The sequence below is a fragment of the Acidobacteriota bacterium genome (assembly GCA_020853395.1).
Lineage (GTDB): Bacteria > Acidobacteriota > Vicinamibacteria > Vicinamibacterales > SCN-69-37 > JADYYY01.
In genome coordinates, this window is record JADYYY010000002.1 from 275,072 (window position 1) to 299,063 (window position 23,992).

A 23,992-nucleotide genomic window follows, 5' to 3' on the forward strand; every position below is an offset into this window, starting at 1 on the left:
CGCGATCAGACTTTCTCGGTCACGGGCGTGCCGAGGATGCCCGACGGCCGGACCAGCAGAATCACGATCAGGACCGCGAACGCGACCGCATCGCGATAGGTGGAGTACGCCGTGGCGCTGATGCCGGTCTCCATCAGGCCGATCAGCATCCCGCCGATCATCGCGCCCGGGATGTTGCCGATGCCGCCGAGGACCGCCGCGACGAACGCCTTGAGGCCGGTCATCAGCCCCATCAGCGGATCGATCCGGGGAATCGCCAGCGCCACCATCACGCCCCCCACGGCCGCGAGCGCCGATCCGAGCGCGAAAGTGAACGCGATCACGCGATCGGTGTTGATGCCCATGAGCTTGGCGACGTTCAGGTTGTAGGACGTCGCCCGCATGGCCTTGCCGATTCGGGTGCGGTGCACCACGAACTCCAGGCCGAACATCACGACGACCGCCACTGCGATCACGAGCAGGCTCTGGTTCGTCACCTGCGCGCCGGCGATCGTGTAGGTCTCGGACCGGATCATCTGCGGGAAGAAGCGCGGCGACGCGCCGAACACCACCTGCCCGCCGTACTCCAGCAGCAGCGAGACGCCGATGGCGGTGATGAGCGACGCGAGCCGCGAGTGATGACGGACCGGCCTGTAGGCGAACCGCTCGATCACGATGCCCACCCCGGCGCAGACCGCCATGGCACCCATCGTGACGACGATGGTGCCGAGCACGGAGGGATGGCGGTCGAGATCGAGCGCGGTGGCGAGGAAGTACCCGGCGAACGCGCCGAGCATGTAGACGTCGCCGTGGGCGAAGTTGATCAGCCGCAGGACGCCGTACACCATCGTGTAGCCCAGGGCGATCAGCGCGTAGATCGCCCCGAGCGAGAGGCCGTTGATGACCTGCTGAAGGACCGTGTCCATCCGGCGGCGTCAGCTCGGACTGATGGTCGTCTTGTACACGAACTTGACGTCGCCGTTCACGTAGGTGACTTCCTGGATGACGGCCGGTTTGTCGACGTCGCGCCGGGCGTTCATCTTCAAGTGCCCGGTGACGCCGGCGACGTCGGTCGCGGCGAGCGCGTCCCGCAGCGCCTTGCCGTCGGTCGTCTTGGCGCGCCCAATCGCGTCGGCGAGCACCTTGACGGCATCGTACGCGAGCGCGGCGATCGAGTCCGGCTCGCGGCCGAACTTCTCCCGGTAGGCTTTCACGAAGTTCTGGACGATCGGGTCGGGATTGTCGCCGGAGTAGTGGTTGGAGATGTAGGTGTTCTTCAGCGCCTCCCGTCCGTTCTTCAAGGGATCGCCCACCCACCCGTCTCCGCCGAGAATCGGCATCGTCATGCCCAGCTCTCGCGCCTGCCGGACGATGATCGCGGCCTCGGAGTAGTAGCCGGTCGCGAAGACCGCGTCCGGACGCTCCGCCCGGATCTTCGTCAATACGGCGCGAAAATCGGCGTCGCCCGAGCTGTAGCTCACCGGCTCGGTGACCGTGCCGCCGAGCGCGGTGAACTGCTTGACGATCGAGTCGGCGAGCCCGACCGAGTAGTCCTGCTGGATGTCCTTGAGGACCGCGACCTTCCGCGCCTTGAGATCGTTGAACGCGAACTTCGCGAGAACCTCGCCCTGGAACGGGTCGATGAAGCACACGCGGAAGATGTAGTCGCCAACGGCAGTGACGCGTTCGTTGGTCGAGGCGGGCGTGATGAGCGGCACCTGGTAGCGCTGCGCCACCGGCGCGGCGGCCAGCGTGCGCCGGCTCGCGACCTCGCCGATGATCGCGGCGGCCAGGTCCTGCGTGACGAGCTTCGTCACCGCGCTCGACGCTTCCTCGGGTTTGCTCTGATCGTCCTCGACGAGCAGCGTGATACGGCGGCCGCCGAGCAGCCCACCGGCCGCGTTGATCTCTGCGGCTGCCAGCTCCGCGCCCTCGCGCGACGACTGGCCGAACGAGGCGCCGTCGCCGGTGAGCGACGCATACAACCCGACGACGATGTCGCCGGTCGAGCGGCCGCCGCCATCGGACTTGCGTTCACAGGCGGCGATGGCGACGAAGAGAGCCATCGCGAGCAACCCCGCGCGACCGCGGGCGGCGTTCTTCAACATGACGTGTCCTTTGTTCGTCGCCGCCGGGCTCCGGCCCGGCGGGGTGTTTCAGGGCCGGCGGCACGCGCCGGACTCGCGCCGATCACTCCAGCCGATCGAGCAAGCCACGCTGGCGCGACAGCCGCCGCGGCCGATCGCCGGCGAACCGCTCCACCGCCGCGAACATCGACGCCTGATCCAGGTGCGCCTCCGCGATCACGTCCGCCTCGGTCCCGCCGGTCAGCCACTCGTCGCGCTGATCCGAAGTCAGCGAGTACTCGGCGGTGAGCGGGCCCATGTTGCGCAGGGGCCACATCCGGCTCGTCCCCGTGGTCACGAACATCAGATCGTCGGCCGCCTCCGGAGGCAGCACGGCCTGCCGATACGCCTCGGGCTGCCGGTCGAACAGGTCTTCGCTGATGGCCGCGACCACCTTCACGTTGATGCCGGCCTGCTCCAGCTTCGGCAGCACGCTCACGAGATTGAACGTGGAGCTCGACCCCTGCGCCACCACGTAACCGTGCCGCGGACGACCCGGCGCGAAGTCGCGAATCACGTACAGCCCGCGGGACGCCGCCTTCGGATCCGAATCCGAGAACGCGCTCCGATCGGCCACCGGAAAGTCCGGCCGCGCGACCTCGATGACGATGATGCCGACGCGCTTCTCGCGGGCGGCGATCTCCGCCGCCGCGAAGTACCCGGGCGCAACGTCGTTGTAGTCCCAGAAGCTCAGGTTGATGATCTGGCCGCGCGGGAACAGCTTCCAGACCTGCGGCGAGAAGATGCCGAAGTGCGTGCGCGCGTCGGCGGCCGTCTCGGGGCCGGAGTGGCCGGCGAGGATGTGCAGCACGCCGGTGCGGAACCGGCTGTCCTGATTCTGCTGGCTCCAGACGCGCGCCGGCAGGTACATCAGCGGCGTGAACGCTCCGTAGGTACCGCTGAACGCCCAGAGGCCGGCGAAGCGATCCGGATCGAGCGACGCGTTCTGGCTGACCAGACCGATCGCGGTCGACGCGTTGCCGGCTTCCTGGATCGCCGCCTTGAGCCGCGTGCCGAGCGGGTTCTTCTCTGGGTCGTAGTGCCCCCACACGTTTCCGTGCTCGAGGTTGACCGACTCCGACAGATCGGCCGCGATCGTCACGACACGGTTGTTCGTGACGACGTTCAGCCACTTGACGATCTCGGAGATGGCGCGGCGCGCCCCCGCGACCTCGCCGGCCTTGCGGAAGAGCGCGACCTTGACGGTCTTCTCGGCGCCCGAGACGCTGTTGCTCACCGGGACCGTCTGCGGCTCGAGCGGCAGGTTCGCGACCTTCAGCCGCTCGTCGAGGAACGGATCGTGCGAGACGTCGATGCGCAAGGGGAAATCGTCGCTGACCGAGCCGGCGATCTCGACCAGCCGATCGGCCAGCCAGTCGCCAAGCCCGTGCTGGTCGAGCACGGACATCACGACGTCGACGTTCGTCTTGAACTGGATGAGCCGCTCGCGGGTGTCCGTGACGGCGCCGTCGCGGATCCCCTGGAATCTGACACCGTAGCGCGCCTCGAACGTGCTGGCCAGCGCGACGAAGTAGTCCGAGTTCATCTTCAGGCCGTACGGATGGCTCGGATAGCTGACGAGCTGATCGACGCCGTTCGGCAGCTTGCCGCCGACGGCGCCCGGCCAGTAGCCCTTCGTCGTCTTCGCGATCACGATCATCGGACGGCGATCCGAGGCGTCCCAGTGCTCCATCGCCGACAGCGTGCGTACGAGGTCGCCGTACGCATGGCCGTCGTCGAGCGGGAAGACGTTCCAGCCGTACGAGGTCCACTGATCGACCAGGCGGTAGGCCTCGAACTTGCGGTCGATGACGCCGCCGATGAGCGCGTCGTCGATGCCGGCGTTGTTGTTCGAGAAGAGGATGCGGAGGCGTTTGCCGACCTTGAGCGCGAGCGCTTGGGTCTTGAGCTCCTGGGCGTGGCCCGCGCACATCGCGAACTCGCCTTCGAACGCGATGACCTTCGGCGCGTCCACCGGGGCGCCGACGATGTCCCAGAACGCCGCTTTGCCGGCGGCGGCGGCGATGCCGACGCCCGACGGTCCGCCGTTGACGTCGTTGGTCTGGTCGGTCGACTCGATGTGCCCCGAGAGGGCGCGGATGCCCCGGCCCTTGGCCTGCGCGAAGAGCGGATGGTCGGCGAGGCCGACGTCGGCGAGCAGCGTCTCGAGCGCGCCGGCGCCGCGGCGGAAGCCAACGGAGTCGACGGGCAGCATCGCCACGTCCGGCGCGACGTAGTAGCGTGCGTGGCCCGTCTGCTCGTACCTGCGGGCCATCGCCTGGCCCATGATCATCCAGAGCGCGTAGCAGGTCGGCGCGCAGTGGCCGGCGGCGAGCATGAACTTGTCCGCGAACGGGTGCTTGGGCCGGCGGTAGTCGAACCGCAGACCGCCGAGATCCGGGCCGGCCAGGTGGGTCGCGACGTTGAACGGCGTGTAAGCCAGCGGACCGCCGAGGTGCCCCGTCTGCGCGTAGTTGCCGAGCAACACGAGCTGCATGCAGGTCAGATAGCCGACGTCTTCCAGTCGCCGTCGATCGGCCGGACTCAACGTGCTTGCTGCGGCCGATGCCTCGACACTCATCCGAGCTCCACCTTTCTCCACGCGCCGGGCGCGATCCGGCTCGTTATTCTAGTCAGGGTTCCCGTCGTTTCGCCACCGGCCGCGGGCGCGCCGCGCCGATTTCCCTATAATGCTCGCGCGCCGCGACACGTCCATCTCGGGCGTCGTGCGCTCGGGAGTCGATCGACACCATGTGGCAGCACAACTACGCACCGATGGCCGGCAGCATCGCGGTGTCCGCGCTGTTCGCCTCGATTCCCGTCCTCGTCCTCTTCTACATGCTGGGCGTACGGCGCAAACCGGCGTGGATGGCGGCGCTCACGGCGCTGGGGTCGGCGTTGGTCGTCGCGCTGTTCGTCTACGGCATGCCGGTGCCGCTGGCCCTGCTGTCCACGGTGTACGGCGCGGCATTCGGCCTCTTCCCGATCGCCTGGATCGTCTTCAGCTCGATCATGCTCTATCGGCTGGCGGTGGACACAGGGAAGTTCTCGATCATCAAGGACTCGGTCGGCGGCCTCACGACCGACCGGCGGCTGCAGGCGATGTTCATCGCCTTCTCGTTCGGCGCGTTCATCGAAGGCGCCGCCGGCTTCGGCGCGCCGGTGGCCGTGTCGGGCGCGATGCTGGCCGGCCTCGGCTTCTCGCCGTTCTACGCCGCCGGCATCTGCCTGCTGGCCAACACCGCACCGGTGGCGTTCGGCTCGATCGGCATTCCGGTGACGACCCTGGCGAACGTGACCGGCATGGACGTGCTGCCGTTGAGCGCGATGGTCGGCCGGCTGTGCGCCATGATCTCGGTGCTCATCCCCGGCTATCTAATCGTCGTGATGGCAGGTCCGAGGAAAGCGCTCGAGGTCCTGCCGGCGATCGTCGCGTGCGGCGTGTCGTTCGCCGGCGTGCAGTTCTACGTGTCGAACTACATGGGCCCGGAGCTCACCGACATCATGAGCTCGCTCACGTGCATCGCCGTGATGGTGCTGGTGCTCAAGATCTGGAAGCCGAAGAACATCCTGCGCCTGGACGGAGACACGCCGGCGAGCGCGGTCGCGCACACCCACACGGGCCGTGAGGTCTTCATGGCCTGGGTGCCGTACATGATGCTCGTGGCGTTCGTGCTCGCCTGGGGCGAGCCGTCGATCAAGCCGAGCATCAACCGGCTGGCCGATCGGCTCGTGCCCGACAGCCTGCCGATCGTCGCCGGCACCGGCACGCTCGGCGACCGGCTCATGGTGCCCGGCCTGCACAACATGGTGACGCGCGTCCCGCCGGTGGTGCCGAAGCCGGCACCATACGCCGCTCTGTACGAGCTGAACTGGCTCAGCGCGTCGGGCACGGCGTGCTTCCTGGCCGCGATCGCCGCCGCGGTCGTGCTGCGCGTGAGACCGCGCCAGGTCGTCAACGCCTACAAGGCCACGTTCTCCCAACTGAAGATGTCGATGGTGACGATCGCCAGCATGCTGGGGCTCGCCTACCTCATGAACTACTCGGGCATGACCTCGACGCTCGGGCTCGCGCTCGCCGAGTCCGGCGTGGCGTTTCCCTTCTTCAGCGCCGTGCTCGGATGGCTTGGCGTCTTCCTCACCGGCAGCGACACGTCCGCCAACGCCCTGTTCGGCAATCTTCAGGTCGTGACCGCCAACGCGTTGCACTTGAATCCGGTGCTGACGGCGTCCGTCAACTCGGCGGCGGGCGTCATGGGCAAGATGATCTCGCTGCAGAGCATCGCCGTCGCCGTCGCCGCGACCGGCATGACTGCCGCGGACGAGAGCCGCCTCTTCCGATTCACCATCAAGCACAGCGTCCTCTTGATGGCGATCATGGGGATCATCTCGACGCTCTTCGCCTACGTGTTTCCGGGATACGTTCCGACTCTCACCCCAAAGTAGCAAGGAGGTCGCAATAGCGAGGCGCGTCGGCTCGAGGCGAGTGATCGCGATCGGCCTGGCCGTGGGCTGCGTGGCGTGCGGGAGCGGCACGCCGCCGCAGGCGGCTCCTCCAGGAGCGGCCGGTACCTCGTCAGCTACGGCGTCGCCGCCCGGCTTCGGCAATCACCACCATCCGATCCGGACGTCGATGCCGGCAGCGCAGGAGGCATTCGACCGGGGATTCGCGCTGGCGTTTGGGTTCAACCACGAAGAAGCCATCCGATCGTTCCAGCGCGCCGCCGAGCTCGACGCCGCCGCGCCAATGCCGCACTGGGGCATCGCCTGGGCGCTCGGCCCGAACTACAACCTCGACATCGACGATCCCCGATCGAAACAGGCGTTCGACGAGATTCAGCGGGCCCGATCGCTCGCCGCCCGCGGGTCGGAGGACGAACGCGCGTACGTCGAGGCGCTCGCGGTCCGCTACTCGGCCGATCCGAAGACGGATCGCGCCGCGCTGGCCCGGAAATACAGCGCGGCGATGCGTGCGCTGTCCGAGCGCTACCCGGACGATCTCGACGCGGCGACGTTGTACGCCGAGAGCCTCATGAACCTGCGTCCCTGGAAGCTCTGGACGCTCGACGGCCAACCCGCTCCCGACACGCCGGAGATCACGCGAGTCCTCGAGTCGGTGCTCGCCAGAAACCCCACGCATCTCGGCGCGAACCACTACTACATCCATGCGACCGAGGCGTCGCGTTCTGCCGGCGTCGCGCTGGCGAGCGCGATGCGTCTCGAAACGCTCGCGCCGGCCTCGGGCCACCTCGTGCACATGCCGGCGCACGTGTACGCGCGTATCGGCGACCACAACGCGGCGGCCCGCGCAAACCTCGCGGGTGCCAACGCCGATCGCGAGTACGTCAAGACCGCCGCGGCCGACAGCTTCTACGCGATGGTGTACTACTCGCACAACCTGCACTTTCTGACCGACTCGCACATGATGCAGGGTCGTCTGGCCGACGCGCGCCTGAGCGCCGGCGAGCTGGCGGATCGCCTGATGCCGCACGCGGGAATGATGCCGATGATCGAGTCGATGGCGGTGGCGCCCATCTCTGTGCTGCTGCGCTTCGCGCTCGACGATGAGGTGCTCGCGGTGGCGGAGGCACCGGCGGATCGGCCAGTCATGCGTGCCTGGCGGCACTACGCCCGAGGTGTCGCGTTCGCGCGCAAGCGACAGCTCGCCGAGGCGGACGCCGAGCGGCAAGCGCTCACGAGAGCCATCGCCGCGGTGCCAGAGTCGGCGCTCTTCGGCGGGACCGGGCTCGAGAGCGCGCGATCGATCCTGCAACTGGCCGGCACCGTGCTCGATGCGAGAATCGCGGTGGCCCACGGCGACCACGAGCGGGCGATCGCGCTCTGGCGCATCGCCGTGGCCGGCGCCGATCGCGTGGCGTACGACGAGCCGCCGATCTGGTACTACCCGATGCGTGAGTCGCTCGGCGCCGCGCTTCTCGTCGCCGGCAAACCGTCCGAGGCCGAACGGGTGTTCCGCGACGACCTCGAGCGCCACCCGCGCAACCCTCGATCGCTCTTCGGGCTGCATCGCGCGCTCGTCGCCAGTCAGAAGCTTGCCGACGCCGCGTGGGTGCAGCGCGCGTTCGACGACGCGTGGAAGGACGCCGACACGACGCTATCGATGGACAAGTACTGAGCGCGTTTCAACTCCTGGGGGGGGCGCCGGACGGCCACCTCACCTGGCGCGCAGGCGACGCCCGTGATCACGCGCTTCGGGCCGAGCATCACGTGGGGCTGTCCGGCGACAGAGCCCGCTCGCCGAGTCCGAGACGCACTCCAGGAGTGGCGCTCACTGCCCTGCTACCACCGGGCACTCCGCGATGTGCTACTTGTGGAGGGAGAGCATCATGACGCGACTCCTCCTAGCTTCCTCGCTCACCGTGGCGGGACTGGCCATGACAGCGGCACAGGCGCAGGCGCCGCTGTTCCGCGCCACCAGCGAGATGGTGCCGGTCTTCGTCACCGTCACGGATCGGGACAACCGGCTCGTCACGACGCTGACTCGTGAGCAGTTCACCGTCCTCGACAACGGCAGAGCCCAGCCGTTGACGATGTTCGACAACTCGCCGCAGCCGGTCCGGCTGATCCTGATGCTCGACATGAGCGGCAGCATGACGGGTAACCTGCCGATCCTTCGCGAGGCGAGCGCACAGTTGTTCTCCCGGCTCCGGCCGGACGACGACGTGCGCCTGGGCACGTTCGGGAATCGCATCGAGATTACCGACGTGTTCACGAACGACCGTGCGGCCCTGCTGGCCGCGCTGCCGCGGGAGGTGGAACCGAACGCCCCGACGCCGCTCTGGCGAGCGGTGGACCAAGCGATCGGCACCTTTGGCAACGAATCCGGCCGGCGCGTGGTGCTCGTGCTGAGCGACGGCAAGGATGCGCCGATCATGCGTTGGGGCCAGAAGTTCATCGGCCAGCTCGACGTCGTCGATCGCGCGCAGCGCGAAGACGTGATGATCTACAGCGTCGGGTTGCGCAGCCGTTCGGGGCGGCCGGCCTTTGCGCCGCCGGGTGGCGATTTGCGCCAGATGATGATCGACGATCTACCGGATCCAGGGCTGGGAACGGCAGCCGAAGCGACCGGCGGCGGATACTTCGAGATCGGTCCGCGCGACAACCTCGCCGCGGCCTTCGCCCGCGTCGCCGACGAGCTTCACAGCCAGTACCTGATGGGGTTCGCGCCGGTGCAACGTGACGGCAAGCTGCACAAGCTCGAGGTCAAGGTCGCGGCGAAGGATCTCGAGCCGCGCACCCGGAAGAACTACCGCGCACCAAAGTAAGGTGACCGCGGCCGGCGCGCCGATCCCGGACGATATCCGGGACCGGTCGATCCGGCACGGCCACTGATGGTCGCGAGCGGCCGCGACGGTCGCGGCCGCTGCGGCGCGATGGCGTCAGAGTGTCCGTCGCCCGCTCACGAGGCCCACGAGAGCCAGCACCACCGCGACGACGAGGAGCACGTAGATGAAGTTGCCGAGCGTGTAGCCGCTCACCAGACCGAGCGCCCACAGCACCAGCAGGACGACCGCAAGCGTATAGAGCACAACCGCACCTCCTGCGCCTGGAACTGAGCAGGAAATGTGCCATCTCGAGCATCGGATTGAGACGCTCGTACGCCGCAGGCGAGCGGCAACGTTGGAACGACAAAGGGCACGCCGGGAAAGCGTGTGCGCGATGCTACTTGGCCATTCGCAGCTTGCGCAACACGCGATCCTCGATCCAGTGCGGATCCCACCACTCGATCGGATTCACCATCTCGCCATTCACGAGCATCGTGAAGTGCAAGTGGTCGCCGCCGGCCAGTCCCGTCATGCCGCTGCGGCCGAGGCGTTGCTCCTTCTCGACCATCACGCCCGGCTGAACCTCGACGGCCGAGAGGTGCGCGTAGAGCGACTGCACCCCCATGCCGTGATCGAGGACGACGCAGTTGCCGTAGATGCCGAGGTCGCCGGCAAACAGCACCTGACCGCGGTTGGCGGCCACGATCGGCGTTCCCGCGTACGACGCGAGGTCGAAGCCGAGGTGCACCTGGCGATCCACCTCCCGGCCCTGGTAGAGGTACGTGCGCTGGTCCGCGAAGGCGGATTCGACGGCCGAATTGGTGAACGGATGGAAGACGACGCCGCGCCACAGCATTTCAGGCGACGTCTTGGAGGCGAACGATCGAATCTTCTCCGCATTGGCTCGGCGCAACTCACCGTTGACGGCGAGGAACTGCTCCAGCAGCGGTCCGGCCGGCTTCATCTCACTGGCGCCCGAGAGGATGGCCGGCACGACGCGCTCGAGAAAACGATCATCGAGCACGATCCGGCTCGCCTTGAACGGCTTCGGAAAGGCGCGGGTGTCGAACGCGGCCTCCGCGGCGTTGCCGGCCTCGTCGCGAGCGAACACGCGAATCGGCGCATCGATCGGCTGGTTCCAGAGCAGCGCGAAGAACGCGATACGGACCGCAGGGTCGGCGATCGACACGCCATCGACCGTCGCGCCCGAGGCGGGGAATCCTGGGTACTCCCGCTCGCCCACGCGAACGCCAGACGAAACGTCAGCCGGCTCGGCGCGGTACACGACCATCTCGGCGCCGCCGAGATTCACGTAGTGATGGGTCGAGAGCACGCCAATTCTCGGACGCTCGAGGCGCACCTGCACGTCCTTCGCGACCGAGGCGCGCACGCGGCGCAGCCCGAACAGCACGGGCCTCGACGCCGTGACGAGGAGGCGGGCGGGACCGGACTGCAGGCTACTCACTTTGCCTCGGCCGATCTCCGTCTTGACGATGACGCGATCGGCCGCAGCCGTCACGGCCGACGCATCCGCCAGCGACACAATCGGCGTCGTCGCGCCACCCTGTTCGAATGTCACCTCGAGTGACGACAGCACGCCGCCGGGAGTCCCGATCTCGACGTCGACCGGCGTCGCGGCGCCGACGAAACGCTCCGGGCGCGAAATGACGATCGAGGGGCCGTCGACGAAGCCCGCCGCGGCGTAGGCACCACCGACGAGGACGATCGACACGATCAGTAGTGCGACCAGCTTGCGCATCATCCCGTAGATGATAGCTGGCCACGCGCGACGAACGTTCACGCAAGAGCGCCGAGCCGCGTTCGTGCGCCGAGCTCGCTAGAAACGCAACGCGACGACGACGCCGGTGCGGAAGATGTACTTGGGACCGGCGTTCCCCGTCATGACGAAGCGGAACGCTCCAAACGGCTGCAGCGTCCAGCCGTCGGATACGTGAAGGCTGACGCCGCCACCGCCTTCGAACGCCGATGCCAACGACGAGCGGCCTTCGGTCGTTGCGAGATCACCAGGCTGGAGGCTGTATCCGGCAGGGACGTTCGGCAATGCGATCGGTCCACGCGTCGTACCGCCGTGCCGCATCAGCCCCAGCGAACCCCACACGAGCGGCCGGGCGGTCCTGTCCGCGACGCCGAACGAACGCGACAGCCGCGTCATGACGAACGTCGCCGTGCCTTTCCACCGCACGGTGTAAGGCAGCGGAACGAGACGTCCCGCCGGATCGACGGCGACGGCCGCGGCGTCGAGGTCGCGAACATGACGAACGCCTTCGACGATGACGCCGAGGGCCAACGACGCGGTCGCGTGGTACTCGATCCCGATCGCGCCACCAGGGCCCGCGCCGAGAAACCCCTCATCTTCCGTGATGTGCGCCCATTGCAGCTCGCCCGCCAACGCCAGCTTCCCGTCGCGGGACTGCGCCGTCGCAAGCGTCGGCAGCAGCACCGCACAGAAGACAGCGCCGATTCGCAAACGCATGGCGGAGTCTACATCGAGCGATGGGCAACGAGGCGGCGTTCGCGGTGCGGCGCGCTACTCACTATGAGCACGTCACTGCCCTTGGACCTCCTGAGAGGGCCTTCCTCGCAAATCGATATCTTGGTACGCATGGCACCGTGCTTGCTCTACAGGAACGCGAGTGCCCTGTGGGCACGGCGATTAACGTCGTGTTCGTGCTGGGGAGCCAGGACATTCATCAGGCCCGTCGAAAGACGGGCCTTTTTCTTTTTCCGCCGACGTCCGCGCACGATGGGCTGCGGCGACGACGGCGCGCAACAGGGATCGTCGCCTCGATCGCGCACACACGTCAGCCAACATCCCTCGCGCTCTATGTGAGGCGGCAGCGCACGAACGCAGGGTCGCGCTTCGCGCGCGACCCGGGCATCTGGCGCAATCGTCGCGGTTTGCTCGAACGCGTGGCATAATCCGCCCACGCCGGAGGGCCATCATGCATCGTCGAACGTTCTTGTTCGGAGCAGCCGCGGGTGTGGGCGCGGCATCTACACTCGGCCGCGTCGTGCTGGCGGGTCAGGCGCCGGCCCAGGGCCGGGCAGGCGGCCCTGGGCGCATCGGCGGTCCCGCCCAGGTCTCGGCCGACAAGCTCGCGCGGGTCTCGTTGATGACCTTGTGTTTCGACGACACGCTGCGGACGCCGTGGACGGCCAACCCGACGCCGGAACAGACGATGACGATCTTCGATCTCCCGAAGATGTACGTCGACACCTACGGCGTTCGGAGCATCGAGTATCAGCACCGGCACCTCGCCGCGCCAGATCCCGCCACGGGTCCGATCGACGGCGATCCCGCGATCTTCCGCGAGTTGAAGGCGCGCCTCGACGAGCAGAAGGTCCAGATGAGCCAGATCAATCTGGAGTTCGCAGACCAGAACATCTCGACATCCGATGCCGCGAAGCGCCAGCAGGCGATCGACCGCACGAAGAAGTGGATCGACAACGCCGTGCTGCTTGGATGCCCGCGGGTGATGGTCAACCAGCAGCAGGCAGAGCTGAATCCGTCGACGCGCGCCCACGCCGTGGCGGCCTGGAAGCAGATGGTGGACTATGGCAGGACGAAGAACGTGAAGGTCTCGGCGGAGACTCGCGGCACCGTCGGCGCCAGCCGCGAGCAGCTCGGCATGCTGCCGTGGGAATTCCTCGCCGGGGTCATCAAGGATGCCGGCGCGTACTCGAACGTCGACATCGGGAACGTCGCGGCGCCCAACCAGGAAGAGCTCAACCGGGCCATCAAGGGACTGTTTCCGAGGTCGTCGGGCAACATGCACGTCAAGTCCAGCCCGAACTGGGACATCGGCGCGACCGTGCGATTCACGGAGAGCCTCGGCTACAGAGGGCTCTATTCGGTGGAAGTCCGCACGCATCCAGCCGTGCGGATCGTCTACAACGCGATTCTCGCCAACCTGTAGATCGATCCACGCCGGGCGGCTGCGCGGTCGCGGCCGTCCGGTGTCTTCACCGCCCGAACAAGCGGCTCAGAAACGACGACCGCCGCTTGCGCTCGCACTGACAGCGCTGCTCCATCGGCACGCCGCGCAACGCCTCCTCGATGTGCTGTCCGCACCCCGCCCACGTCGGCTTACCGCATTTCGGACACTGCACTCGCTGACACATCGCGTTCCTCCGCGCCCCCACGGTCGAGTGTACGGGAACCGCACGAGATCTTCGTCGCGCCCGCGTGTTCGTCGTGTGAGGTTCGGGCGACGCAAGATGACGTTCCGACCCGCGCGCGATTCCGCGCGCGGGTCCGGCACGATGCGGCGCGCTACGGTAGACGCAGCACCTGCCCAGGCTTGATCTTGTTCGGATCCGACAGTTGATCCTTGTTGAGCTCGAAGATCTGCATGTAGGCGTTCGCGCTGCCGAGGTGCGCCTTGGCGATGGCGCTGAGCGTATCGCCCGGTTTGACCGTGTAGGTCTTCTGCGCGGGCGCCGCCGCTGGAGCTGGCGCCGCGGCCGCGGGCCCGCCGGTCACCTGGATGTCGGCAACGATATCCCTCTGCCAGGTCGGAATGGTCTTGATGGCATTCCAGATCTCGTTCTTCTCGGCTTCGGTGGCGACCGTGCCCTTCCAGTGGAGCTTGCCGTCGCGTTCCTCTGCGTTTCCGTGGAACTTCCCCTTGGCGGTTTGAATGGCGTAGCTGTACATGTCTCGCAGGCTCATGGAGACCTCCTGTCTTGCGCCCATGTGATCGAGTAGCAGTGCGGAGCCATCCGCACCCATCCTCACGACTTCATGAAGCGTCCGATCATCGACGTCACGTCGTCCACGATCGAACCGTCGCGGTTTCTGTCGAGCAACGGCGTCAGCATCGCCGCAATGCCAGCGCTGCCGGCGCCAGCCGGCAGCCCATGACTGCGGCCAGCCTGCTTGGAGAACGCGCCCATCATCAGCGCGGCTGCGAGCGGCAACATGCGCTTCAGCACGTCGGTGCCGACACCGGTTTCGGCGGCAGCGCGGCTCGCGACCTCGCGGCTCACCTCCTTGCTGCCCAGGATGTGGCCGAGGATGCCGTTCCCCTCGCTGACAGCCGCCTGCTGACCCAGGATGGCAGGATTGTCGAGGAAGCGCGCGTGATTGCCGGACGCGAGCGCGGCCGCCAGGCTGCTGAGTCCGTCAGTCTGGCCGAGATTGCGCTGGACGCCGGCGGCGAGCGCGGGAAGCAGCGCCGACAGCGCGTTCGTCGTCTGCTCACGCCCGAGACCCAGTTGCGCGCCGAGCTGCTGAACGGCGGCGCCGCTCTGCGCGTTGACGATGGCGTCGAGGATATCCATGCGACCTCCTTGCAGCGCGAGCGCTGGGGGATCATCACTCTACGCTCGTTCGCCGAGCATGTCGACCTCTCCATTGGCGCGCGTGGCCGAAAGCCCGCCTCCACACATCGCTCAACGCTACGAGGCGCGCAAGGCCGGTGTCGTGGGCTCCGGGCAAACGTCTGCTCGCATTTGATTCGCGGCCTCATCCGACGGAAGGCTCTCGGTAGTCGTCGCCGCGCCCGAGGCCGACGTGCGCACTCGATTGCTACTCCTCGGTGTGAGCGTCATCCCGTTGAAGTGGAGGGGACGCGTCAGGTTCCCCTGCTGCCGGCACCCCCGCTCCACCGCATGGCGGTATCGCCACGCGTCAGCGCGATGCGTCTTTCGCCGCGCCGCCCGGTTCAGCCATTCGGCAAGCTGGTCCGCCACCATCTCGGCCGGGTCATGTTCGCCAGCGCGGCCTGGAGCTTCTTCTTCTCGCCGGTGACCACATCGCCTGCTTCTTGACGATGCGCTCTGGTCGCTCATGCGCTCGGCGTCATCGCCCGCTGCGCATGCCACAGGTCCGAGGCGTTCTGGAGGTTCAACCACGACAGCGCATCGGTCCCGAGCAGTCTCGCGAGCCGCAGCGCCGTGTCGGCGGTGATGCCGCGCTTGCCACGGTCGATCTCGTTCAGCCGGTTCAGCGGAATCCCACGCGCGCCGCGGCCTCGGTTGGCGAGAGCGCCCGGGGCTTCAGGAACTCTTCGAGGAGCATCTCGCCGGGATGCGTTGGCGGTCGGTTCGTTGGCAGCAGCATCATCCCCGTCCTCTCGTCAGTGATCGTCCTCAACGCGCACCTCGTAGGCGTCCCCCTCCTCGAAGCGGAACGTCACGTGATACTGGTCGTTGATCCGAATGCTGTGGCGCCCTTCTGGTCGCCATCGAGCGCGTCTTGCCGGTTCGCCGGCGGGTCCACGAGGAACGACGGGACGGCGGCGTTCACGCGTTCCAGCTTCCGCTGAATCACCCGCCAGAGCGATGCGGGCAGCCGAGCGATAGGCCACCGAGGCGCTCCGAGGCATCATCGACGCCATCGTCATGACGCCGACGGCGATGGGCTCAGCATCGAGCTGAAGGGCAATCTGGCGGCCACGCTGTTGGCCGCCATAAATGCGAAGAGGTCGCCAGGAACTGGCGACCTCTTCGCTGCAAGTTGAATTGGTTGCGGGGGCGGGATTTGAACCCGCGACCTTTGGGTTATGAGCCCAACGAGCTACCGGACTGCTCCACCCCGCGTCGAGATTCCTATCGTAGTGCACACACCGTCGCGGGTCAATGGCATGGCGAGCGTCTCTCCCTTCGACGCTCGAATGCGATCCAAGCAGGTCACGAGCAGTCAGGCCGTCGCCTTGCCGTCAGAATTCAGCTCGACTCCCGCGTGCAGGTCGGCACTGACTGAGCTCGCAATCGCCGAGAATGCGTGAACCTGGCGCAAACTCGGCGCGGTGAGCCTGCGATCGTCGCGTTCGTGATGGACAGCATCGGGTTCAGCAATCATCACGTGCGCCATACGGGCCGACCCACCCCCGCCACGAGCCCTCGGCAGACTTCGTGTGCCTGCTATCGCGCCCTCCGGATCACTCGACTCGCAACGCGACCGCAGGATTGATCCGAATCGCACGCCACGCTCGACCGGCAGTTGCCGCCACGACGGTGCCCCACGTTCCGGACGCGCTCGGTGTGCCGAACGACAACCAGCCGTTCGCGTCGGCGCGGCCGCGCCGACTTCGGCAAACGCTTCGAGACCCGCAACGCGCGACGTCGGTCGAGGTCGCGATGAGCGAGAAGAAGCGCCGCGAGACGTGGCCAAGCATGGGCTACGAGCAGGCTCGTCGGGATCAGGTCGCCCCACGTGCCCGTGAGCTCTGATCGGACGATGCGAAAAGCCGTGCAGACAAAAGGCTGACCACCGAAGACCTTCCAGGCGGGCTGGCGATCAAAATCACACGGCTGAGCGGCAGAGATCTCAAAATCGTGCATGGCATGCGAATCGCTATCATGCTGCCGGACTCCCCAGGGGTTCGACGGAGGATACATGCGCCGGTTCTTGTCGATTGGTCTCGCCGCCGCGGCGGTTTTCGTGGCCGGAGCTCGTCCAGCGCGCGCGCTGCCGGTTGGATTGGAGCTGGCCCTCGTCATCGATGCGTCGACGAGTATCAGCTCGACTGATTTCGCGCTACAGAAACAAGCCTACGTCGATGCCTTCAGCCCGGGTGGCGTCGTGTACAACTTCGTCAACAGCGGCCTCGGCACGCTCGCGGCGTCGGCGTTCATTTTCGGCGGCAACACGGGAGGCGGGCTGGCGCTCGCGACGCAGGTCGCGAGCTGGACGGGCATCAGCAACGGGGCAGAATCGGCGGCCTTCGCCGCCGCGCTCAGCAGTGGCCTGACCCAGCCGGGCTCGGTGGCGTTCGGCAACACGAACATCGGCGCGGCGGTGAACCTCGCGACCGGTAGCTTCGCCACGAACGGTTTCGAAGGTCTCCGGCTGACGATCGACATCTCGAGCGACGGCCTGCAGAACCTGCCACTCGATGGAACCGGCCCCGGCGGGGCCTGCCCATCCCCGGGTGGGCCCTCCGGCGATTCCCCGGCTTCGGATCCCGATTGTGTCGCGATCGTTCAGAACGCTCGCAACGCCGCGGCCGCCGCCGGCATCACCATCAACGCGCTGGCCATCCCCGACGTCGGAGCCGGATCGGACAACCTGACGGGCGCGTTCCTGTCGTCGTACTACACCGCGAACCTGATTACACCTGGTGGATTCGTGGTCATCGCCGAAACCCCGGAGCAGTTCGCGACGACGCTGAACTCGAAGCTGCAGGCGGAGCTGAGTGCCGTTCCCGAGCCCGGCACGCTGCTGCTGTTCGGCTCCGGAGCCGCGATGATGTTCCGCCGGCTCCGCAACCGCCGTCGCGACAGCTAGCCGAATCGAGCACGTTCTGAGGGCGGCGTCACACGACGCCGCCCTTTTCTTTTTCGCCTCCGCATCCAACCGAAACCCGGCGCAGCGCGTAGGATGGTCTCTTCGTCAAGCATCCACATGCCTGCTCGGCGCGTCATCGTCGCGTTCGCGCTCCTCCTCGTCACCGCCGGCGCCGCCCTGGCGTGCGCCGCGGCCGTGGCTTCGCTCTACTGGCGCGCCGAGCACGACGCGCCCATCATGATGTACGCCGCCCGGCTCGTCGCCCACGGCGCGGTGCCCTACCGAGACTTCTTCGACATGAACGTGCCCGGCACCTACTTCCTGCTCGCCGGCGCCGCCAGCGTGTTCGGGTGGGAGGATCGGGGCTTCCGCCTGTTCGACCTGCTCTGCCTGTGCACGCTCGCCCTCTCGACCGTCGTCTGGATGCGCCGGGTCGGACGCCTGCCTGCCGCGGCCGCGGCCGTGGGATTCGCGCTGTGGTACCTCAACGCCGGCCCCAGGCTCAGCCTCCAGCGCGAGTATCTCGGGCTCGTGCCCGTCACGCTGACCTACGCGCTGGCGGCGATGCGGTCGAGCCGATACCTCGCGGCACGCGTTGGCGGTGTCGGACTGCTCGCCGGCACGGCGATGCTGATCAAACCGCAGTTCGTGCTGCTGGCCCTTCCCGCGCTCGGCCTTCTCACGGACGGCCCTCCGCTCGTGCGGCGCCTGCTCCTGTTCGGTGCCGGCGCTCTGCTCCCGATCACGGCGGCAGCCGCCTACCTATTCGCAACCGGGGCATTGAGCCCGTTCCTCGACATCGCGTCGAACTACTGGCCGCTCTACACCCACATGACCGGCGATTTCGAGCCGATTGCCGGCCTGGGCCGATGGCTCTACATCGTCAAATCGACGGTAGACGGCCTGAGCGTCTTCATGACGCCCCTCGCCGTCGTCGGCGTGGCCGCAGCCGCCGAGCGAGGCACCGAGCGGCCGGCGCTTCGGGCGATGGTCGGGCTGCTCGCCGCGGCGGCGGTCTACCCGGCGATCGCTGGCCAGTTCTGGACCTACCACTGGATCCCATTCCAGTACGCCGCGATCTGCGCGGCTTCTTTGGCGCTCGAGCCCGCCCGCGCGGTCACACCGGGATGGCGCGCCGCGGTTCCGGCGATCCTCGTCCTGTTCATGCTGACGGGCCAAGCGATCACCGCGGCAGATCAAGTGCGAGGTGCCTGGCTCAGCGGCGGCAGGAGGCCGCCTCCCAAGGGTGGGCTGCCCGACGAGATCGCCACGTTCCTCGGCGAGCGGCTGCGACCGGGCGACACGGTCCAACCGCTCGACTGGACCGCTGGCGCGGTCCACGGCATGCTCCTCGCGCGTGCCCCGCTGGCCACACGGTTCCTCTACGATTTCCACTTCTACCATCACGTGAGCACGGACTACATACAGCGCCTCCGCCGCGAGTTCCTGCTCGAGCTCGCCCAGAGGCCGCCGCGGTTCGTCGTCGAGATCACGACCGAAGACAAACCGTGGCCGCGCGGCCGCGACACGACGCGCGAGTTCCCCGAATTGTGGGCGCGGCTCGCGGGCGCCTACGCGGTGGTGCTCGAGCGGCCAGCGTTTCGAATCTACGAGCGCGTTGAACGAACGCCCGACTCGGCCGGTGGGCCCGGCGTGGGCATCAGTCTTGCTGAGACGAAGAGGCCGTTTCGCTTGGCGACACGCTGACGCGGCCGGCCATCGAAAACATCGGCCTTCCGCTCGTTGAGGCTCGGACTGGGCGTCGTGAGCGGCGCCAATTGTCGCCCGTACGCATGACTTCGAACGCATTCCCGATCCGTCTTCATCATCTGCCGACGTCGCGTCGGCCGCGCTCGCGCGCCACTCGGCTCGCCCGAATCGCTCTCGCCGCTCTCGGCATGCTGGCCGCGGCGCGGCCCGCGCTCGCGCAGGTCGAGGTCTGGACGCAGCACAACGACAACGGCCGCACCGGCGCGAACCTCCAGGAGACCCAGCTCACCGTTTCGACGGTCAACACCGGCCAGTTCGGCCGGCTGTTCAGCTACTCGGTCGACGCCGACATCTACACGCAGCCGCTCGTCCTGCGCAACGTCACGATTCCCGGCAGGGGCACGCACAGCGTCGTGTTCGTGGCGACGACCAACAACTCGGTGTACGCGTTCGACGCCGACGACAACCTGGGCCCGAACTCGCAGCCGCTCTGGCACGTGAACTTCAACAACCCGGCCGCCGGCGTCGTGCCCGTGCCCGCCGCCGACGCCCAGCCGCGGCCCAACATCCGCAGCCCCGGCCCCATCGGCATCATGGGCACGCCCGTGATCGATCGCGCGACCGGGACCCTGTACGTGGTCGCCCGAACGAAGGAAACCACCGGAGGCTCGACGGCGTATCGCCAACGCCTCCACGCGCTCGACGTCTCGACAGGCGCCGAGAAGTTCGGCGGTCCGACGCTGATCCAGGCGACCGTGTCGGGCAGCGGCTACGACCAGACGAACGGCACGATCACGTTCAATCCGCTGCGGCAGAACCAGCGCATGGCCCTCGCGCTCGGCAACGGCCTCGTGTACATCGGCTGGGCGTCGCACGGCGACGCCGACCCGTATCACGGCTGGCTCATGGCGTACGACGCGGCGACGCTGCAGCAGGTCGCGGCCTTCTGCGTCACGCCGAACGGCTCACAGGGCGGGATCTGGCAGTCGGGCCAGGCGCCGGCCATCAGCGATGCCGGCGAGGTGTACGTCACGACGGGCAACGGCACGGTGGCGGTCACCGGTGCAGGGCGCGACTACAGCGAGGCGGTGCTCAAGCTGAGCCCGGCCCTGCAGGTGCTCGACTACTTCATCCCGGCGAACTACGCGGCGCTCAACGCCGACGATCTCGACTTCGGATCCACCGGTCCCCTTCTGATCCCCAACACGAGCTACGTTCTGGGCGCGGGCAAGGCCGGGCAGTTCTTTCTGCTCAACACGGGCGCGCTCGGCCGGTTGACCAGCAACGACGCAGGCGCCGTCCAGCGATTCCAGGTGACGGGCCCCGGTCATCACGGAGGCTCCGGACACATCCACGGTAGCCCGGTGCATTGGCAGGACGCCACCGGCGGCAATCTCTACGTGTGGGGCGAAGACGACCGCCTCAAGGCCTACCGGCTGAATGGCTCGACACTGACGACCACGCCGACGAGCCAGAGCCTCGTTCAGGCGCCGCCGGGCATGCCGGGAGGGTTCCTCAGCTTGTCGGCGAGCGGCTCGGCAGCCGGCTCGGGCATCGTCTGGGCGTCGTTGCCCCTTGCCGCCGACGCCGAGCTCGCCGTCGTGTCGGGCGTACTTCGCGCGTTCGACGCGAGCGACCTCACGCGGGAAATCTGGAACAGCGAACAGAACGCGGCGCGCGATCGCCTGGGTAACTTCGCCAAGACCGTGCCGCCGACGGTGGCGAACGGGCGCGTGTACATGGCGTCGTTCTCCAATCGCCTGCACGTGTTCGGTCTGCTCGACTCCTACACCCCGCCGACCGGCGGCGAAATCCTCGGCCAGGGCGAGCCGTCCGCCGCGCCCGCAGATCTCACCCAGGCCGGAGCCTGGGATTGGGTGCAGTGGCCGGAAGGCAATCGCAAGGCCACCGGCGGCGCACAGATCAGCCCGTTCACGCCCGTCGGCGGCGGCACCGTCCAGTCGTACATCAACGATCCTCGTACCGTCTCGTGGTCGGACGGGGCACCCGCGCAGGTCGGCAGCAACACGAGCGGCGTGTTCATCTCGTCGGTGGGCAATGGCTTCATGGTGACGGCACCGGCCGATGCCGTCGAGCGCACGCTGAAGCTCTACGTCGGTGGCTGGCGATCGCGAGGCCAGCTCACGGCCGAGCTCGCCGACAACTCGGGCGCGCCCTACACCGATGCGAGCTTCTCGTCGGACACCGGGCCCTACGATGCCGTGTACACGCTCAGGTACAAGGCGGGCACGGCCAGTCAGATCGTGGTGAGCTGGACGCAGCAGTCGGGCTCGGGCAACGTGACGCTCCAGGCGGTCGCGCTGGCCGGCCCGCTGCCCGCAGTGCCGGGCACGCCGGGCGGCGTCACGGCAACCGACGGCACGTCCGGCGCGGCCGTGGACGTCACGTGGAACCCGGTCGCCGCCGCATCGAGCTACACGGTCTATCGCTCGCCGACGGCGGGCGTCCAGGGCACAGCGCTCGGCACGGTGTCGGCGACCTCGTTCTCCGACACGACGGCGGCGCCGAGCACGACCTACTACTACAGCGTCACGGCCACGAACGTCGCGGGCACCAGCCAGCCGTCCACCCAGGACGCCGGCTATCGAGCGACGGGGCCCGCCGCGAGCGCGCAGCTCACCGGAAGCGTGCTCGCCGTGACGTCGCCCGTCGATCTCGCGGCCGTCGGCACCAGGGATTGGGCACGTTGGCCGGGGTCGGACCGCAAGGCAGGCGGGACGGGCGAGATCGGCACGTTCGCGATCCTGGGTGCAGGCGGCGTCTCGAACTACGCGAACGATCCTCGCACCATCCAATGGTCGGGCGGCACACCCACGGCCGCGGGCTCGAGTCAGGCCGGCGTGTTCAAGACGGGCGCGGGCACCGGCTTCAGGCTCTCGGTCCCGGCTGACGAGGTCGTGCGGACGATGTACGTCTATGTCGGCGGATGGCGATCGACGGGCCAGCTCACGGCACGGCTGAGCGACGGATCGGCGCCCGACTTCGTGAGCGCCCCGGTTGGGAACGTGAGCGGCCAGTACGATGCCGCATATGCCCTGACCTATAGCGCCGCGCCGGGCCAGCAGATCGTCATCTCGTGGCTCCAAGCGTCCGGGCCAGGAAACGTCACGCTCCAAGCGGCCGCGGTCGCCGGCGCCGACGCTCCGAATCCCCCACAGAGTCCATCGGGCGTGAGCGCCAGCGACGGGACGGCCACGACGGTGGCCATCACCTGGGCAGCCGTGAGTGGCGCGGCAAGCTACACGGTGTACCGGTCGGCAGTGGCCGGCGTGCAAGGTGACGCCATCGGCACGTCCACGGCCACCGCGCTCGTCGACACGTCCGCCGTGGCTGGCACGACCTATTTCTACGGCGTCACCGCGTCTGGTCCGGGAGGCACGAGCGCGCTGTCGGGGCAGGATGCCGGGTCCGCGGCCGCACCACCGCCTCCCCCGCCGCCACCTCCACCTCCACCTCCGCCTCCGCCACCTCCGCCGCCGCCAGGCACTGGCTCGCTCACGGGCGCGCTGCTGTCGTCCGGCACGCTGGTGAACCTGACGAGCGTGGGCACGAGCGATTGGGCCCGCTGGCCAGGCTTCGACCACAAGAACACGGGCCAGAACCAGATCAGCAACTACACGGTCGTCGGTTCGGGGGCCGTGAACACGTACACGAACGACCCGCGGACGATCAGTTGGAGTGATGGCGCGACACCGGCCGGAACGAGTCGAAGCGGCCTGTACAAGTCGGGCGCAGGCACGGGGTTCCGCATCACCGCCCCCGCCCGCAGCACCACGCGCACGCTCATCGTCTACGTCGGCGGCTGGAACTCGACGGGGCAGCTCCAGGCGCACCTGAGCGACGGCTCGGCGGCCGACTACACGAGCGGCCCGGTCGGTACGTCCAGCGGGCAGTACAACGCAACTTTCTCCCTCACCTACTCCGCAGCGGAGGGTCAGGTGCTGGAAGTGTCGTGGGTGCAGGCGTCGGGCGGTGGGAACGTGACGCTGCAGGCCGCGTCGTTGGCCGACAGCCAGCCAGCGGGCGTCACGGGCGAGCTGTCCGTCAGCGCCATCCCCGTGAGCCTCACGATCGACCTGTCGGGCACCGGCACGATCGACTGGGCTCGCTGGCCGGGCTATGACCACAAAGCCGACGGCGGCGGCTCGATCTCCACGTTCCAGGTCGTCGGCAGCGGGCCGGTGACCGCCTACACGAACGACGCGCGGACCCTGACATGGTCGGGCGGCACGCCGACGACCGCCGGCTCCAACCGGAGCGGCGTCTACAAGACGGGCGCGGGCACGGGATTCCGGATCACGGCGCCGGCCGACGAAACGAGCCGGACGCTGACGCTCTACGTGGGCGGATGGAACTCCACCGGCCAGCTCAGCGTGCAGCTCTCGGACAACTCCGCGCCGATCTACACGAGCCCGGCTGTCGGCGGTGCCGGCCAGTACGACGCTGCCTATGTCGTGACGTACCGGTCTGGACCAGGCCAGCAGTTGGTCCTCACGTGGACCCAGGTGTCCGGAGGCGGCAACGTGACCCTCCAAGGCGCCGCGCTGGCCACCGCCACGGCACCCTGAGGCCTGAGCCGCCGCGATCCCAAGAAAGTCGGGAATTTCGCCGGCGCT

At 68.0% G+C, this 23,992-nt stretch carries 18 protein-coding genes, 1 tRNA gene and 1 pseudogene; 9 read left to right on the forward strand and 11 right to left on the reverse strand.

All coding sequences use genetic code 11. From position 1 onward, the window contains the following. Window positions 1-5: 5 nt before the first annotated feature. From IT184_01790 to IT184_01800, 3 genes are all read right to left on the reverse strand, one after another. On the reverse strand, window positions 6-905 hold the full coding sequence (locus tag IT184_01790; protein MCC7007525.1) for a branched-chain amino acid ABC transporter permease: 900 nt from the start codon (window positions 903-905) through the stop codon (window positions 6-8). A 9-nt stretch (window positions 906-914) separates the two neighbouring features. Next, on the reverse strand, window positions 915-2,087 hold the full coding sequence (locus IT184_01795; GenBank protein MCC7007526.1) for an ABC transporter substrate-binding protein: 1,173 nt from the start codon (window positions 2,085-2,087) through the stop codon (window positions 915-917). Window positions 2,088-2,169: 82 nt separating this feature from the next. Then, entirely contained in the window at window positions 2,170-4,602 is a 2,433-nt protein-coding gene (locus tag IT184_01800; GenBank protein MCC7007527.1) for a hypothetical protein, read from the reverse strand. Between the two features lie 254 nt (window positions 4,603-4,856). Between IT184_01800 and IT184_01805 the strand changes: the two genes are divergently transcribed. From IT184_01805 to IT184_01815, 3 genes are all read left to right on the forward strand, one after another. Next, on the forward strand, window positions 4,857-6,551 hold the full coding sequence (locus IT184_01805) for a lactate permease LctP family transporter (protein MCC7007528.1): 1,695 nt from the start codon (window positions 4,857-4,859) through the stop codon (window positions 6,549-6,551). Between the two features lie 40 nt (window positions 6,552-6,591). Next, complete coding sequence (locus IT184_01810; protein MCC7007529.1) at window positions 6,592-8,241, forward strand: hypothetical protein; 1,650 nt, start codon at window positions 6,592-6,594, stop codon at window positions 8,239-8,241. 211 nt (window positions 8,242-8,452) lie between these two features. After that, the gene (locus IT184_01815) at window positions 8,453-9,391 is read left to right on the forward strand and encodes a VWA domain-containing protein (protein ID MCC7007530.1); all 939 of its coding nucleotides are present in this window, start codon (window positions 8,453-8,455) and stop codon (window positions 9,389-9,391) included. A 114-nt stretch (window positions 9,392-9,505) separates the two neighbouring features. On the opposite strand, the gene IT184_01820 is transcribed toward IT184_01815, so the two are convergent. The 3 genes from IT184_01820 to IT184_01830 form a co-directional block, all read right to left on the reverse strand. Further along, a complete protein-coding gene (locus tag IT184_01820; protein ID MCC7007531.1) occupies window positions 9,506-9,655 on the reverse strand; it encodes a lmo0937 family membrane protein in 150 nt (49 codons plus the stop codon). A 133-nt stretch (window positions 9,656-9,788) separates the two neighbouring features. After that, window positions 9,789-11,153 carry a M23 family metallopeptidase gene (locus tag IT184_01825; protein MCC7007532.1) on the reverse strand — a complete coding sequence of 455 codons (1,365 nt, stop codon included), beginning with the start codon at window positions 11,151-11,153 and terminating at the stop codon, window positions 9,789-9,791. 75 nt (window positions 11,154-11,228) lie between these two features. Continuing rightward, the gene (locus IT184_01830; GenBank protein MCC7007533.1) at window positions 11,229-11,885 is read right to left on the reverse strand and encodes a hypothetical protein; all 657 of its coding nucleotides are present in this window, start codon (window positions 11,883-11,885) and stop codon (window positions 11,229-11,231) included. A gap of 20 nt (window positions 11,886-11,905) precedes the next feature. Between IT184_01830 and IT184_01835 the strand changes: the two genes are divergently transcribed. Then, the gene (locus IT184_01835) at window positions 11,906-12,331 is read left to right on the forward strand and encodes a hypothetical protein (GenBank protein MCC7007534.1); all 426 of its coding nucleotides are present in this window, start codon (window positions 11,906-11,908) and stop codon (window positions 12,329-12,331) included. 23 nt (window positions 12,332-12,354) lie between these two features. Beyond that, complete coding sequence (locus IT184_01840; protein ID MCC7007535.1) at window positions 12,355-13,329, forward strand: TIM barrel protein; 975 nt, start codon at window positions 12,355-12,357, stop codon at window positions 13,327-13,329. A 356-nt stretch (window positions 13,330-13,685) separates the two neighbouring features. On the opposite strand, the gene IT184_01845 is transcribed toward IT184_01840, so the two are convergent. From IT184_01845 to IT184_01865, 5 genes and pseudogenes are all read right to left on the reverse strand, one after another. Continuing rightward, window positions 13,686-14,108: a LysM peptidoglycan-binding domain-containing protein gene (locus IT184_01845; GenBank protein ID MCC7007536.1), complete on the reverse strand. Its 423-nt coding sequence runs from the start codon at window positions 14,106-14,108 to the stop codon at window positions 13,686-13,688. 38 nt (window positions 14,109-14,146) lie between these two features. Next, window positions 14,147-14,695 carry a DUF937 domain-containing protein gene (locus tag IT184_01850; protein ID MCC7007537.1) on the reverse strand — a complete coding sequence of 183 codons (549 nt, stop codon included), beginning with the start codon at window positions 14,693-14,695 and terminating at the stop codon, window positions 14,147-14,149. Window positions 14,696-15,201: 506 nt separating this feature from the next. Beyond that, window positions 15,202-15,479: pseudogene (locus IT184_01855) on the reverse strand (HigA family addiction module antidote protein). A 399-nt stretch (window positions 15,480-15,878) separates the two neighbouring features. Next, window positions 15,879-15,955, reverse strand: a tRNA-Met gene (locus IT184_01860). A 100-nt stretch (window positions 15,956-16,055) separates the two neighbouring features. Continuing rightward, window positions 16,056-16,229: a hypothetical protein gene (locus tag IT184_01865; GenBank protein ID MCC7007538.1), complete on the reverse strand. Its 174-nt coding sequence runs from the start codon at window positions 16,227-16,229 to the stop codon at window positions 16,056-16,058. A 143-nt stretch (window positions 16,230-16,372) separates the two neighbouring features. Here IT184_01865 and IT184_01870 point away from each other — a divergent pair, with 143 nt between their 5' ends. From IT184_01870 to IT184_01885, 4 genes are all read left to right on the forward strand, one after another. Next, window positions 16,373-16,588 carry a hypothetical protein gene (locus tag IT184_01870; protein MCC7007539.1) on the forward strand — a complete coding sequence of 72 codons (216 nt, stop codon included), beginning with the start codon at window positions 16,373-16,375 and terminating at the stop codon, window positions 16,586-16,588. 250 nt (window positions 16,589-16,838) lie between these two features. Then, window positions 16,839-17,645, forward strand: coding sequence for a DUF1194 domain-containing protein (locus tag IT184_01875; GenBank protein ID MCC7007540.1), 807 nt, complete (start codon window positions 16,839-16,841; stop codon window positions 17,643-17,645). A 117-nt stretch (window positions 17,646-17,762) separates the two neighbouring features. Continuing rightward, on the forward strand, window positions 17,763-19,352 hold the full coding sequence (locus tag IT184_01880) for a hypothetical protein (protein ID MCC7007541.1): 1,590 nt from the start codon (window positions 17,763-17,765) through the stop codon (window positions 19,350-19,352). 191 nt (window positions 19,353-19,543) lie between these two features. Beyond that, window positions 19,544-23,944, forward strand: a complete 4,401-nt coding sequence (locus tag IT184_01885) for a hypothetical protein (GenBank protein MCC7007542.1) — start codon at window positions 19,544-19,546, stop codon at window positions 23,942-23,944. Window positions 23,945-23,992: the final 48 nt, after the last annotated feature.